Source organism: Nocardia neocaledoniensis (genome assembly GCF_003182135.1).
Taxonomy (GTDB): Bacteria; Actinomycetota; Actinomycetes; order Mycobacteriales; family Mycobacteriaceae; genus Nocardia; species Nocardia neocaledoniensis.
On sequence record NZ_QGTL01000003.1, the window covers coordinates 145,424 to 158,692 of the forward strand.

General features: G+C 69.1%; 14 protein-coding genes. 6 read left to right on the forward strand and 8 right to left on the reverse strand.

Annotated elements, in window-relative coordinates; all coding sequences use genetic code 11:
- Positions 1-35 precede the first annotated feature (35 nt).
- Together DFR69_RS08910 and DFR69_RS08915 are read right to left on the reverse strand one after the other, a co-directional pair.
- Positions 36-416: a hypothetical protein gene (locus DFR69_RS08910; protein ID WP_110037021.1), complete on the reverse strand. Its 381-nt coding sequence runs from the start codon at positions 414-416 to the stop codon at positions 36-38.
- 91 nt (positions 417-507) lie between these two features.
- Positions 508-1,437 (reverse strand): fructosamine kinase family protein, encoded by a 930-nt coding sequence (locus DFR69_RS08915; protein WP_208643941.1) that lies wholly within the window; start codon positions 1,435-1,437, stop codon positions 508-510.
- Positions 1,438-1,595: 158 nt separating this feature from the next.
- Here DFR69_RS08915 and DFR69_RS08920 point away from each other — a divergent pair, with 158 nt between their 5' ends.
- The 3 genes from DFR69_RS08920 to DFR69_RS08930 all read left to right on the forward strand — a co-directional run bounded on the left by DFR69_RS08920 (position 1,596) and on the right by DFR69_RS08930 (position 4,819).
- On the forward strand, positions 1,596-2,825 hold the full coding sequence (locus tag DFR69_RS08920; protein WP_110037514.1) for a cytochrome P450: 1,230 nt from the start codon (positions 1,596-1,598) through the stop codon (positions 2,823-2,825).
- 28 nt (positions 2,826-2,853) lie between these two features.
- Positions 2,854-3,570, forward strand: coding sequence for a TetR/AcrR family transcriptional regulator (locus DFR69_RS08925; protein ID WP_244198171.1), 717 nt, complete (start codon positions 2,854-2,856; stop codon positions 3,568-3,570).
- 79 nt (positions 3,571-3,649) lie between these two features.
- Positions 3,650-4,819, forward strand: a complete 1,170-nt coding sequence (locus DFR69_RS08930) for a DUF1444 domain-containing protein (RefSeq protein ID WP_110037023.1) — start codon at positions 3,650-3,652, stop codon at positions 4,817-4,819.
- On the opposite strand, the gene DFR69_RS08935 is transcribed toward DFR69_RS08930, so the two are convergent.
- The 3 genes from DFR69_RS08935 to DFR69_RS08945 all read right to left on the reverse strand — a co-directional run bounded on the left by DFR69_RS08935 (position 4,816) and on the right by DFR69_RS08945 (position 6,745).
- Positions 4,816-5,745, reverse strand: a complete 930-nt coding sequence (locus DFR69_RS08935) for a hypothetical protein (protein WP_110037024.1) — start codon at positions 5,743-5,745, stop codon at positions 4,816-4,818. The two genes, DFR69_RS08930 and DFR69_RS08935, sit on opposite strands and share 4 nt — an antisense overlap.
- A gap of 37 nt (positions 5,746-5,782) precedes the next feature.
- Positions 5,783-6,451: a JAB domain-containing protein gene (locus DFR69_RS08940; RefSeq protein WP_110037025.1), complete on the reverse strand. Its 669-nt coding sequence runs from the start codon at positions 6,449-6,451 to the stop codon at positions 5,783-5,785.
- Positions 6,452-6,517: 66 nt separating this feature from the next.
- Positions 6,518-6,745, reverse strand: a complete 228-nt coding sequence (locus tag DFR69_RS08945) for a type II toxin-antitoxin system VapB family antitoxin (protein ID WP_110037026.1) — start codon at positions 6,743-6,745, stop codon at positions 6,518-6,520.
- A 258-nt stretch (positions 6,746-7,003) separates the two neighbouring features.
- Here DFR69_RS08945 and DFR69_RS08950 point away from each other — a divergent pair, with 258 nt between their 5' ends.
- Positions 7,004-7,888, forward strand: a complete 885-nt coding sequence (locus DFR69_RS08950) for a phenylalanine 4-monooxygenase (RefSeq protein WP_110037027.1) — start codon at positions 7,004-7,006, stop codon at positions 7,886-7,888.
- A gap of 142 nt (positions 7,889-8,030) precedes the next feature.
- Entirely contained in the window at positions 8,031-8,717 is a 687-nt protein-coding gene (locus DFR69_RS08955) for a SnoaL-like polyketide cyclase (protein ID WP_110037028.1), read from the forward strand.
- Here the strand turns inward: DFR69_RS08955 and DFR69_RS08960 are convergent, their stop codons facing one another.
- Together DFR69_RS08960 and DFR69_RS08965 are read right to left on the reverse strand one after the other, a co-directional pair.
- Positions 8,718-9,302 (reverse strand): TetR family transcriptional regulator, encoded by a 585-nt coding sequence (locus DFR69_RS08960; protein WP_110037029.1) that lies wholly within the window; start codon positions 9,300-9,302, stop codon positions 8,718-8,720.
- The gene (locus tag DFR69_RS08965) at positions 9,292-10,800 is read right to left on the reverse strand and encodes an MFS transporter (protein WP_110037030.1); all 1,509 of its coding nucleotides are present in this window, start codon (positions 10,798-10,800) and stop codon (positions 9,292-9,294) included. The genes DFR69_RS08960 and DFR69_RS08965 overlap by 11 nt, the downstream gene beginning before the upstream one ends.
- Positions 10,801-10,917: 117 nt before the next feature.
- Between DFR69_RS08965 and DFR69_RS08970 the strand changes: the two genes are divergently transcribed.
- A complete protein-coding gene (locus DFR69_RS08970) occupies positions 10,918-12,222 on the forward strand; it encodes a D-alanyl-D-alanine carboxypeptidase family protein (RefSeq protein WP_110037031.1) in 1,305 nt (434 codons plus the stop codon).
- A gap of 1 nt (position 12,223) precedes the next feature.
- On the opposite strand, the gene yhjD is transcribed toward DFR69_RS08970, so the two are convergent.
- Entirely contained in the window at positions 12,224-13,243 is a 1,020-nt protein-coding gene (gene yhjD, locus DFR69_RS08975) for an inner membrane protein YhjD (RefSeq protein WP_110037032.1), read from the reverse strand.
- Positions 13,244-13,269 lie beyond the last annotated feature (26 nt).

Consider the following 13,269-nt stretch of genomic DNA (forward strand, 5'->3'; position numbering starts at 1 on the left):
CGGCCACGGGAGGCGCTTCGGCGCGGCTCGGCCCCTCATACCTTGGTTACGAGTGTCCAGATCACCAGCAGGGGCAGGGCGCTCAGATAGGCGATCCCGCTGTATCGGAACCCCTTCTCGGCCATGAGGCCGCCGTCGTGTCCGGTGAGCACTTCCATCGGGTTCGTGGATTCGTTGTCGCCGCCGTCGTCCAGGGTCAACGCGCACACCAGCAGCAGTGTGTCGGCGACGATGAGCAGGGGCCACACCGTCGGCGAGGCGGCGAATCCGGCGAAGATCAACGGCCCGAAGGTGAGGGCGGGCAGCAGACCGAGGGTGAACACGCTGATCCCGGCATAGATCATGGCGAACCAGCCGAACGCTGTGAGTCGCAGGAGCAGCGCGAGAACAACGACGCCGATTTGGATGTAGCCCATCGACCGCACCTCCCCTGTGCCGCCCCGACCGGATTCTGTAGGTGAGCCTAGATCACCACCACAGGGCGGCGACCGACCGCGCGGATTCCGGCTATCGGTGGTGCGCGGCCGCGTCGAGTACCGCGGAGCGGTAGGCGCGACCGAACAGGACGGCGTGGACGAGCAGGAGCGGGAGCTGGTGGAGCGGGATGCGGGAGCGCCAGTCGGGGGCGAGGGGATGGGTTTCGTTGTAGGCGGCGATGATTCGGGTGAGCTGCGGGGCGCCGCCGAAGAGGGTGAGGGTGGCGAGGTCGGTTTCCCGGTGGCCGCCGTGGGCCGCGGGGTCGATCAGGTAGGGAGTGTCGCCGGGACCCCAGAGGATGTTGCCGGGCCAGAGGTCGCCGTGGATGCGCGACGGTGGTTCGGCGGGGGCCTCGATGTGGACGGATTCGACGAGGCGGGCGTCGGCGGCGTCGAGGGCGCCCGCGTCGACGGCGAGTCGCAGAAACGGGAGGATGCGGCGTTCGCGGAACCAGGTCGGCCAGTCGTCGCCGGGGGTGGTGTCGAGCGGCAGGCTGCCCAGGTAGCCGACACCGTCGCCGTCCCGCGCCGCGACATCGCCGGTCGCGCCGAAGGTGGGTGCGCCCGCGTCGTGGGTGGTGGCCAGACCGTGGCCGAAGCGCTCCGCGGCGGCGGCCGTCGGTTCGGCGTGGTCGACCCACCGCATGAGCACCAGGTCGTCGGAGACGGCGTACACCTCCGGCACCGCGACCCCTTCCGCCGCCCGCAACCAGCTCAGCCCGGCCGCCTCGGCGGCGAAGAAGCCGGGCGGCGCCGCGGCGGGCGCACCGTCGGTGGGCGCCGCGGAGACCCCGCCGGGCCAGGTCTTGAGGAACAACTGCGTCCCGTCGTCGAGTCCGATCCGTTCGGCGACGGCGATCGAACCACCACCGACGGGAGTCGTCCGCAGCCGCTGATGGGTGAGGAAGGTGGGCAGCAGGTGCGGGTTCGCGCGCAGGTACGGCAGGTCCACGGCTGCCATTGTGCCCAGGCGCCCCGGCCGCGGTGGCCGATCGACTCACGCGCCCCGCGGACCACTTTATAAACGGGTATTACTAAACACTGTTCATAAAGAGTCGATCCGTGGTTTCATCGATGCTGGACGTGGTCCGCATCACGTTGAGACCGGAGGAGACAGTCGTGACCAGCACCAACATCCCCGCGGGATTCGATTTCACCGATCCCGACCTGCTCGCCAGCCGATTGCCGATCGCGGAGTTCGCCGAACTGCGCCGGACCGCGCCGGTCTGGTGGTGCTCCCAGCCCGACCGGGCCAGCGGATTCGACGACGGCGGCTACTGGGTGGTCTCGAAGCTGGCCGACATCAAGGAGATCTCCAAGAACCCCGACGACTTCTCCTCGCACGAGAACACCGCCATCATCCGGTTCAACGAGGAGACCACGCGCGAGCAGATCGACATGCTCGGCAACATGCTGATGCTGAACCTGGATCCGCCGCAGCACACCAAGATCCGCCGGATCGTGTCGAAGGGCTTCACCCCGCGCGCGGTGGAGAGCCTGCGGGCCGCGCTCACCGAACGGGCCGAGCGGATCGTGTGGGAGGCCAAGAAGTCCGGGCGCGGCGACTTCGTCGAGCAGGTGGCCGTCGAACTGCCGTTGCAGGCGATCGCCGAACTGCTCGGCGTGCCGCAGGAGGACCGCCGCAAGATCTTCGACTGGACCAACCAGATGATCTCCTACGACGATCCGGAGTTCGAGGGCAACCACCACACCGCCACCGCCGAGGTGATGGGCTACGCGTGGAACATGGCCGAGCAGCGCCGCGGCTGTCCGGCCGAAGACATCGTGACCCAGCTGGTGAACGCCGACGTCGACGGCGAGCATCTCGGCTCGGACGAGTTCGCGTTCTTCGTCATCCTGCTCGCCGTCGCGGGCAACGAGACCACCCGCAACTCGATCACCCACGGCATGAAGGCCTTCGTCGACAACCCCGAGCAGTGGGAGCTCTACAAGGAGCAGCGGCCGCGCACCGCCCCCGACGAGATCGTGCGCTGGGCGACCCCGGTGACCGCGTTCCAGCGCACCGCCACCCGCGACCTGGAACTCGGCGGACAGCAGATCGAGAAGGGCCAGCGCATCGGCCTGTTCTACAGCTCGGCCAATTTCGACGAGGAGGCCTTCGCCGACCCGTTCACCTTCGACGTCCTGCGCAACCCGAACCCGCACGTCGGCTTCGGCGGCACCGGAACGCACTACTGTGTCGGGGCGAATCTGGCCCGCTTGGAGATCGACCTGATGTTCAATGCCATTGCCGACGCGATGCCGAACCTGCGCCAGGTGGCCGATCCGGTGCGGTTGCGCAGCGGCTGGCTCAACGGCATCAAGCGCTGGGAAGTCGAATACGCTTGAGCAAGACCATGATCGAAGGGACCGCCGGGTGACGGGAAAGGCGCGCGGCCGCGCGCCCGTGGTGACCGATGCCGACATCCGGCGGGTCACCAGGGCGCTGCTGACCGAGCAGGGGCCCGAAGCCGTCACCCTGCGGGCCATCGCCCGCGAGCTGGGGGTCACGGCGCCCGCCCTGTACCGGCACTACGCCTCCCGCGACGAGCTGATCGAGCGGATGCGGGTGGAGTTCTGTGCCGATCTGGCCGACTACCTCTCGACCGAGATCGCCCCGCTCCCCGACGACGGCGCGGTGCAGTTCCTCGCCATCTGTCGCGGGTTCCGGCGCTGGGCGCTGGCCAATCCCCGGGCGTTCACCCTGGTCTTCGCCTCGCCCGCGTCGGGGCGGCCGATGATCGGCCGCTTCGACGAACCCTTCGGCCGGATCTTCCTCGCCGCGGCCGGGCGGCTGCTGGCGAACTTCGACATCGCCACTCCGCCGGGCGACACCATCCCGCCCGCGCTGCGCGACGACCTCGTCAGCTTCCAGACCGAACTGCTCGCCGTGCTGTCGGAGTCCGGGCAGAAGTTCCCCGCCGAGAAGCTCGACCTCGGCGTCACGTACCTGATGGTGCAGATCTGGGCCCGGCTGTTCGGGCACGTCACGCTCGAGGTGTTCGGCAACTACCCGATCCCGCTGGCCGAGCCGGAGATCATGTTCGACGCGATGCTGGCCGAACTGGCCCGCACCACCGGCTTCGCACCTTGAGCCCGGCTTCGCCTCGACGAAACCCACTGCGGTGGGCCAAGATCGAGACGACACCGACAGGGACGGGAAGTGACGAGCGATGGAGCGCGAGCAGTTCGTGCGGACGGTGCTGGCGAGCGTGCGGGACAGCGGCGTCGAGGACGCCGAGTACGCCGACGACGAGTTCAGTGTGCGGCTCGGCACCGGCCGGGTGATCTTCCTCGGCAACATCTTCCGCGAGTGCGAGCACCTCGACGCGGCGGAGAGTCAGGACCGCATCGATGCCTTCGTCGCCGCGCTGACCAGTTCCGACGAGGTTCCCGGCGACTGGGAGTCGGTGCGGCCGCTGTTGCGCTCGGTGCTGCGGCCGGTGACCCTCGGGCAGGACGGGCCACGCCCGCTGCACCGTGCCGCGTTCCCGTTCGTCGACGAGGTGGTCGTCGTCGACCTGCCGCGCACCCGGTCCTTCGTGTCGACGACTCAGCCCGCGGAGTGGGGCGTCGACGCCGATCAGGTGTTCGCGGCGGCGCGGAGCAATCTCGCGGCGCTGGCGCAGCCGGGCGCGCCGGAGAACCTGCAGGTGCTGCGCTTCTTCGACGCGGGCGACTCCTACACGGCCTCGTGGCTGCTGGTGCCCGGCTGGCTGGCCGGGTACGCGGGCGGGCAATTCCGGCCGGTCGCGTTCATCGCCGAGAACGATTCACTGCTCGTGGTTCCCGACGATCCCGAGCTGCTGGTCGGGGTGTTCGAAATGGTCGAGCAGCAATACCGCGACGCCGCGAGGCCGATCTCGCCGCAGGGCTACACGGTGAACGCCGACGGCGCGGTGGTCCCGTTCGACGAGGCGGGCGAGCACCCGTCGATGCCCCTGGCCCTGCGGGCCAGGGCCGGCCTGGCCGCGACCGAGTACAGCATTCAGACCGAGTACCTGAACAACACCTTCGAGGAGTACCTGGAGCTGCCCGAGCTCGACATCGAGCCCGCCTACGCCGCCTCGGTGAACTACGAGGAGTCCACCGACGGCGCCTTCACCTCGGTGGTGTGGGGTGAAGGCGTCGAGTACCTGCTCCCGGAGACCGACGTCGTCCGCTTCCTGCGCCGCGACGACGCGGGCGAGGTCGAACTGGTCTGCACCGTCCCCTTCCCCACCGTCGTCGAGGTTCTCGGCCTCACCCCGCTGCCCACCATCGAGCCCACCCGCTTCGAAGCCCGCACCTGGCCCACCCCCGAAGCCATGACCCGCCTCACCGCCGCCGACCTCGAGCGCTAGAACCCGACTCTGATCGCGTCCGGTCCGTTCACCAGCTTCTCCAGGAAGTCCAAGAACTGACCGGCCAGGACCGAGATGACGATGAACGCGACAAACCACTTCGTAGCGGCCTTCGCGGCCTGTTTCGGCCAGCTCGCCGCTTCCTCGGTCGGCGCACCCTCGCTAATGGACGCCCAGATTCCGAACCGCACGACTGCCCACGCCGCCAGAAAGGCATAGGTGGCGGTGTAGTTCAGCCAGTATTTCGAGCCCAGGTGTTTCCACACCATGTAGCCGACCATCAGCAAGCCGATCACAACGAGTACGGCAGTCACCCTGGTCGCCCGGATCACTTGGGCCACATGGTCGGACACACCGACCCGAGCAGTCGGACCAGCGGGACCGCGCAGGATGACACGGAGATCGACGGCTCCGGCGTCCTGGAGCTGACGCCAGAGCGCTTTGATGTCGCTTAGGCGCTCATCCCACCACGTTCGCGCGAAGCCGACTACGTCGCGCGGCGGACGAGCGAAGCCCCGGTAGTAGAGAAGCCCACGGAAGCGCGGTCTGTCCCTGAGTACTCCGCGTCCGTGGATGTCGGCCCGCTCGACCACCGCCCCACCGGAACGAACCGTCTGCCAACGCAACAGTGCGCGCACCGTGCTCCCGGAGCTGCGAACCGTGCCCGGCCGGTGATGGTGGCAGCGCGTCCACTCCCCCAAGACGGGATTGCGGCACGGCTGATTGGTCGAGGTGAGCGGGTAGTCGCAGGCGACGCGCCACGCTCTGCCTCTGGACAACCACACCGTCACGGTGAGCACCGACATGATGACCGGGAACACGAGTCCGAGCGTGATCGGCCACGGGACGCCCCACGGACTCACCTTGTCGAGCAACGTACAGAAGACCCCCAGCAGGCGCCTGAGGTGATCGAAGACCTCGCCCATATGGTCAAGGCTAGCGAGGTTGCACCGGCATGGCGGCTCATTCCAATGGCGGTGCGGTGGACCAGGATTCGCCGGCGATGACGAGGTGGTCGAGGTAGCGCAGGCCGACGGTGGTGGCCGCGGTGGCGAGCAGGGTGCTGGCTCTGCGGTCGTCGGTGCTCGGGGTCGGGTCGCCGGAGGGGTGGTTGTGGATGACGGCGAAGGCGCGGCCGTCGTGGCGCAGCACGGTGTTGAGCACCTCGCGGACGGGGACGGCGACGTGGTCGATGGCGCCCTCGGCGACGAAAGCGCGGTGCCGCAGGCGGTTCTGGGTGTCGCAGATGAGCACGAGCAGGCGTTCGACCCTGGCTCCGGCGAACAGCGGCACCGCGACGCGGGCGATGTCGGCGGGGGTGGACAGTTGCGGCACCGACTCGGTGGTGCGCGAGCGGGTGCCGAGATGGAACGCGGCGATCACCGTCGCCGCCTTGGCAGGGCCGATGCCGGCCCTGCGGGCCAGTTCCTCCGGGCGCGCCGCGGCCAGTTCGGCCAATCCGCCGTACTCGCCGAGCAACTGGGCGGCCAGCTCGAGCGCGGAGAGCCCACGGGTGCCCTGGCCGAGCAACAGCGCCAGCAACTCGCCGTCGCTCAGCGCGTGCGGGCCGAGCAGCAACAGGCGCTCACGCGGACGCTGCGCCGCCGGCAAGTGCGCGATCGGTACCGACATCGTTCCCCCTGCGGATCGGTGACGTGCTCGATGTTCCCAGCGGGTACCGACAGATTCGCGCTGGAGCTATCGTTCGGCCACCGGTTCGCCGTCGAGTGCGAGGTCCGAATCGGCCTCCGGCCGGGTGCTGAAGATCGAGTCGGCCATCAAACGCTCCAGATTGCGAAGCTGGCGCTCGTGGACGACGATGCGGCGCAGCGCCTCGTTGACGGTCGCGTTGCTGTCGGCTGTGCCCATGATGTCGGCCGCCGCGGCAAGCAGGTGCTGATCGAGATCTATCCGCAGGGATCGCAATCGTCCTCCTTCGTCTGATCGCAATCTTGCGTTATGCGCCGCGGACGCGTCGGTCTATTCACCGTCTCGTTACCGGACGCGGCCGTTCGCAAACACGCACATCACCGGTTTCCGGCAGGCCGCCGCAGTCGTCAGCAAGCGCACAGAAAACCCTGATGATCGTCGGAATCGCGGCGAAGGGCCAGCCGAAACTGGGCAGTTTGCACAGTTGTGCGCGTCGTTGTTGTCGAAGTGCCGGTGCGGTGCTTGCCTTGAGTCATGTTCACCGAGGCGCAGCTGTATTCTCCGGTGACGCGCGAGAACGACGGCGATGTCACCGTTCATCTGAGCGCCGACCACCCAGGTGTGAACGATCCCGATTACCGCACGCGGCGCAACGCGATCGCGGCGATGGCGCTCGACTACACGCCGGACAGTCCGCTGCCGCACGTCGACTACACCGAGGAAGAGCAGCGGGTGTGGCGGATCGCCTCGGCCGAACTGGCCCGCAAACACGAGATCTACGCCTGCGCCGAGGTACGCGACGCCGCCGCCGCGCTCGCCCTGCCGCGCGATCACATCCCCCAGCTCGACGAGGTGTCAGCCCTGCTCGCCCCGCTCACCGGATTCCGATACGTCCCGGCGGCCGGGCTGGTTCCGCTGCGCGAATTCTTCGGCTCCTTCGCCGAGCGCACCTTCCATTCGACGCAGTACATCCGCCATCACTCGGCGCCGCTGTACACCCCCGAACCCGATGCCATCCACGAGATCATCGGCCACGCCAATCAGATCGCGAGCCCACGATTCGCCGCGCTGTACGAGACGGTCGGCAACGCGGTCGGCAGGCTGGAGACCGAGACCGCGCTGAAATTCCTCGCCGATGTGTTCTGGTTCTCGCTGGAATTCGGCGTGGTGCGCGAGGCCGGTGAGATCCGTTGCTACGGCGCCGGTCTGCTTTCCTCCTACGGCGAGATCGACGAATTCCGCCACGCCCGGCTACGCCCGCTGAATGTCGCCGAGATGGGGACCATCAGCTACGACATCACCCACTACCAGCCGGTGTTGTTCTGCGCCGAATCCGTCGACCAGATCGTCGACGTGCTCGGCGAATTCTTCGCGACCATGGACGACGACACCCCCGCACGGCTGCATCCGGTCGCCTAGCAACCCTCGAAATCGTTGCCACAGAACGCAGTTCGCCACTTAATGCCGTCTCACATGCTGAGATCTGACCGCGCGCGGACTCCGGTCGGCTGTTAGTTTCGTCCGGTTGTTCGAGCTTTGCGAAAGGGTCGGTAGACCGAAAATGACTGTGGACGAGACGGATACGCAGAACACCGAACCAGCGACGCCACTGTGGCTGCAGGGCCGCGAGGCGGTCATCGCCGCGGCCGCGCCGGAGGAATGGCGCGACGGCGCGCCGGACTACCACCTCAGCCACGTGGTGATCCCGCGTGAGCGCAGCACCGAGCACGCGCCCGGCTCACTGGAGGCGATCGTCGAGGATCTGGTGAAGGTCTTCGAGATGGAGGTCTCACACAAGGGCGACCCGGCCACCTGGCTCTCGGTCGTCGCCGAGCAGTACCGCGGGCGGGTCAACGGCGGGCAGTGGCAGGACGCCGAGGAATTCGCGCGGATCGGCAGCTACAACATCCTGATCGGCGACAACCCGTTCTACGACGCGGCGAACGAGACCTTCGAGTCCTCGCACAAGGTGTTCCACACCGCGTTCCCCGGCGGCTTCTTCTGGGAGGTCGTCGAGGTGCTCTCGGGCCCGCCGGCGGTGACCTTCCGGTGGCGGCACTGGGGCAAATACGAGGGCGAGTACAAGGGCCACCAGCCCACCGGCGAGCAGATCGAGATGTTCGGCGTCACCATCGCGCGCGTGAGCGAGGATCTGCGCATCCTCGAGCTGGAACACTTCTACGACAACAACAAGCTGCTCGGCCCGCTGGCGCACGGCTGCCCGGTGCCGCACGGCAAGTCCGAGTGATCAGGACTTCTCGTCGAACGGCAGGCCTGCCTGCAGGAATGTCAGGGCGGCGCTGACGTTGCCCACATTCATCGGAGTCGCCGGCGCGATGGCGAGCATCGCGCCGATCATCGCGCCGGCGGCGACCCGCACATCGAAGTCCTCCGCGGATCGCCCCGTGTAGTCGGCCAGCATCTGGGCGGCGAGTTCGATACTGCGCAGGAATTCCAGGCCGATCGCCGAGCTCAGTTCCGGCACGTGGAACAGCAGGGCCTGGCGTTCCTGCTCGAAGGCCAGGTCTTCCGGCGACATCCGCCCGAACACCGCCGCGACCGCGGTGCGGATGGCGGTGATCGGATTCATGCCGCGCGGCAGCGTGGCCAGCTCCTCGATCATCACCGCGTCCTGGTCGTCGGCGATGACCAGCTGTTCCTTGGTCGGGAAGTAGCGGAAGAAGGTGCTCGGGGAGACCTCGGCGGCCGCCGCGATCTGCTCGACCGTCGTCTCGGTGTAGCCCTGCTCCCGAAACAGCCGGAACGCCTCGACCCTGATGGTCCGGCGGGTCCGCTCCTTCTTCCGCTCACGCAGCGACATCTCAACCGACATGCATCGATTCTGCCGCATCAGCCTGCCGCACCGGGGGCGCCTGCCGCAGCAACAGCCCCGTGCCGAGGGCGGCGACCAGGCACAGTGCGGCGCACACGCCGAGCATGGTGTCCATGCCGAAGACGAATGCGTGCCGCACCTGGTCCAGCATCGCGGGATCGCCCGTCGCCCGCGCCACGGCCACGCCCGCGTTCACCCCGTCCGAAATCGGCGCCCGGTCCAGCTCACCGAGATCGGCCCGGTAGGCGGTGGACAGCACGGTGCCGAGCACCGCGACGCCGATCGTGCCGCCCGCCTGCCGAAGCGCTTGCAGCAGAGCCGAACCCGACCCTGCTCGCTCGGCGGTCAGCTCGCCCATGGCCATGCCGATCGCGGCGGGCATGACCACGCCGAGACCGGCGCCGAACACCGTCGTCCACAGCGCGGTGAGCCCGTACCCGCTCTCGACGCGGGTGAATGCGCCGAGGCCGACCCCGGCCGCCACCACCAGCAGCCCCGCGGTGACCACCACCCGCGCGCCGAGGCGGGGCAGCAGCGGGTCGACCAGCCTGCTGCCGACGACGAGTCCCCCGATCAGGGGCAGCAGTCGCACGCCGCTGCCCAGCGCGTCGACGCCGAGCACGGCCTGGAAGTACTGCGGAACCGTGAAGAACAGGCCGAACATCGCGAAGCTGACCCCGATGGCGATCACGGTGCCCCACCGGAATCCCGGCGCGGCGAACAGCGTGACATCGATGAGCGGGTGACTGCTGCGGCGCTGCCACCAGAGCAGCACGGCGAGCAGCCCGACGCCGGCGCCGACCGCGAGCCAGGCGAGCGGGTCGCCCCAGCCGCGTTCGCCGATCCGGATGAAGCCGTAGGTGAGCCCGAGCATGCCGCCGGCCGAGAGCAGAGCGCCTGCCACGTCGACGCGAAACTCGTTGTCGCTGCGTGATTCCGGCACGAGCGTGGCCACGGCGAGAGCGCCGACCACCACCAGCGGCACATTGATCAGGAACACCGACCCCCACCAGAAGTGCTGCAGCAGCCAGCCGCCGAGGATCGGCCCGAGCGGCAGGCCGATGGCGGTCGAGGTGACCCAGATGGTGAGCGCGCGCTGCCGCTCGCCGGGGTCGGTGAACAGCACCGGCAGCACCGCCATCGACAGCGGCATCAGGGCCGCCGCCGCGATGCCGAGCAGCACGCGCGCGGCGATCAACTGCCCGGCGGAGCCGGCGAAGGCGCAAGCCACCGAGGCCACCCCGAACAACAGCAGTGCGGCGAGCAGCACCTTCTTGCGCCCGTAGCGGTCGCCGAGGGCGCCCGCGGGCAGCATCAGCGCGGCCAGGGCGAGGGTGTAGGCGCTGCTGAACCATTGCAGCGCCGCGGTATTCGCGTCGAGGTCGACCGCGAGGGTCGGGATCGCGACCGTGAGCACGGTGACGTCGAGCCCGATCGTGAGCATCGCCAGGGCCAGTGCGCCGAGGGCGAGCCAGCGGCGCGTGGATTCCGTCCGCATATCTCCTCCAAATGAGAGTTACTGTCATTTGCTAGTAACTCGCATTTGATTGCCTATGTCAATAGACGGGCCCCGCCGCCGCGACCCGGGCGCGGCGACTCGCTAGGCTCTGAGGCGATGAAGCTCCGCGAACACGGCGTGCGCGCCGCCAGCACTATCGGCGCCGCCGCCATCGCGGCCGCTCTGACCGCCGCTCCCGTCCTCGCCGTCCCCACGCCGAGCACGCCGCCGAGCGGCTCCAGCACGACCACCACGCCGCCGTTCACCACCCCGAACACCGACAACTGCGCCCAGCGCACGCAACCGCCGCCGCCGATCGACACCTCGGAGGTCCCCGCGCCCGGCGAGCCGACCCCGAGCGCCCTGCCCGTGCCCTCCCCCGCCGTCGGCGGCGACCGGATGAGCGAATGCGGCGTCGTCCTGCACGCGGGCGCGCCGCCGCTGCCCGCCGACATCTCCGCGACGTCCTGGCTGCTCGCCGACCTCGACACCGGACGCGTACTCGCCGGCAAGGACCCGCACGGGCGCTACCGGCCCGCCAGCACCATCAAGGTGGCCCTGGCCATCGTCGCGCTGCGCACCCTCGACCTCGACACCGTCGTCACCGGCACCCAGGCCGACGCCGACGTCGACGGCACCAGGGTCGGGATCGGGCCGGGCGGCCGCTACACCAACCGCCAGCTCATGCAGGCGCTGATCATGTGCTCGGGCAACGACGCCGCGCACGCCATCGCCACCCAGCTCGGCGGCGACAAGGCCGCTGTGGCGAAGATGAACGATCTCGCGAAGTCGTTGCGCGCCATGGACACCCGCGCGGCGACACCCTCCGGCCTCGACGGGCCCGGCATGAGCACCTCGGCCTACGACCTGTCGGTGCTGTTCCGCGAGGCCATGACCATCCCGCTGTTCGCCGAGCTGATCCACACCGAGCAGGTCGACTTCCCCGGCTACCCCGCCGACCCGAAGATCCCCGGCGACGAGGACCACCCCGGCTTCCCGATCGCCAACGACAACCAGCTGCTCTACAACTACGCGGGCGCGATCGGCGGCAAGACCGGTTTCACCGACGACGCAAGGCAGACCTTCGTCGCCGCCGCGGAGCGCGACGGGCACCGCCTCGTCGTCACCCTGCTCAAGGCCGACGTGCGGCCGATCCGGCCGTGGGAGCAGGCCGCCCGGCTGCTCGACTACGGCTTCGCGCTCGACGCCGACGCCCGGGTCGGCAAGCTGCCCGAATCCGGCAGCGCGGCAGTGCAACCCAGCGTGCCGCTGGCCTCACCGCCGCCGCGTGCGGACGGCACCCAGGCGCAGCCCGAGCAGCCGCCGCATCAGGCCGCCAGGGTCGGCGTGCTGATCGGCGCGCCGCTGGCGGCGCTGGTGCTGCTGCTGTGGATCCGGCGCGCGTACCGGCGCGTCCGCTGAGTCAGCGGCGCCTGCCGAACAGCACCAGCGCCAGCGCCGCGATCGCGCCAGCGCCGAAATAGGCCGCGCCCGCCCCGGCCGACATGCCGTGCTCGACGACGCGCGGCCGGATGACCACCGCGTCCGGCGCCGCGATCGCGGCCGCGCGCTCGTTGTCGGCCGAGGTCGCCGCCCACGCCGTCGCGAACAGCAGGATCCGGTAGGTCGTGTAGACGAACACCATCAGACCGATGATCGAGCCGAAGGTCGCGCCGGCCGGGCTGCGCAGCACCATTTGCAGGTAGATCGCGGCGATGAACTTGAACACCTCGAACGCGAGCGCGGCCAGCGCCGCCGCGCGCATCGCGCTGCGCAGCGAGACCGGCTCGCGCGGCAGCCGGGCGATCATCCAGGCGAACACCGCCCACGAGGCGAGCAGGCCGAGCGCGATCGAGAGCGCCGAGAGCACCAGCGACGCACCGGGCAGGTGATCGGCGCCGACCGCCTCGAGCACCTTCCTCCCGAGCCCGCTCGACGCCACCGCCGACAGGCCGAGCGAGACGACGAAAGCGAGGCCGAGGCCGATGAGTGCGCCCAGATCCGACAACTTGCTACGCCACCACGGCTTTTCGGGACTCTTGGTCGCCCACTGCTCGGTGAGCGCGGCCCGCAGGTTCGCGATCCAGCCGAGCCCGGTGTACAGACCGACCAGCAGACCGAGCACACCGACCGTGCCGCGCGAGTTGATCGCCTGGTCGATGAGGTCGTTGATCTGATCGGCGAACTCACCGCTGTTCTCGACGACCTTGTCCTGCAGCTCGTTCAGCAGTTCGGGCCGCCCGGCCAGGATGAAGCCCGCCACCGAGAACGCCACCATCAGCAGCGGAAACAGCGACAGCACCGTGAAGTAGGTGATGCCCGCGGCGTAGTAGTCGCCGCGCTGGCTCTGGAACCGCCCACCCGCCCTGACCAGATGATCCAGCCAGGGCCGCTGCTCGACCTGCCGCTTGACGGTGGCCGAGATGTTGTCGATGACCTGCATACCGCGCGCCCCTTCAGCCGAAACCC

Coding starts and splice junctions, on each gene's coding strand:
- DFR69_RS08910 (WP_110037021.1), bottom strand. CDS start 416: ATGGGCTACATCCAAATCGGCGTCGTTGTTCTCGCGCTGCTCCTGCGA.
- DFR69_RS08930 (WP_110037023.1), top strand. CDS start 3,650: ATGGAGCGCGAGCAGTTCGTGCGGACGGTGCTGGCGAGCGTGCGGGAC.
- DFR69_RS08970 (WP_110037031.1), top strand. CDS start 10,918: ATGAAGCTCCGCGAACACGGCGTGCGCGCCGCCAGCACTATCGGCGCC.
- DFR69_RS08955 (WP_110037028.1), top strand. CDS start 8,031: ATGACTGTGGACGAGACGGATACGCAGAACACCGAACCAGCGACGCCA.
- DFR69_RS08940 (WP_110037025.1), bottom strand. CDS start 6,451: ATGTCGGTACCGATCGCGCACTTGCCGGCGGCGCAGCGTCCGCGTGAG.
- DFR69_RS08935 (WP_110037024.1), bottom strand. CDS start 5,745: ATGGGCGAGGTCTTCGATCACCTCAGGCGCCTGCTGGGGGTCTTCTGT.
- DFR69_RS08965 (WP_110037030.1), bottom strand. CDS start 10,800: ATGCGGACGGAATCCACGCGCCGCTGGCTCGCCCTCGGCGCACTGGCC.
- DFR69_RS08950 (WP_110037027.1), top strand. CDS start 7,004: ATGTTCACCGAGGCGCAGCTGTATTCTCCGGTGACGCGCGAGAACGAC.
- yhjD (WP_110037032.1), bottom strand. CDS start 13,243: ATGCAGGTCATCGACAACATCTCGGCCACCGTCAAGCGGCAGGTCGAG.
- DFR69_RS08915 (WP_208643941.1), bottom strand. CDS start 1,437: ATGGCAGCCGTGGACCTGCCGTACCTGCGCGCGAACCCGCACCTGCTG.
- DFR69_RS08960 (WP_110037029.1), bottom strand. CDS start 9,302: ATGTCGGTTGAGATGTCGCTGCGTGAGCGGAAGAAGGAGCGGACCCGC.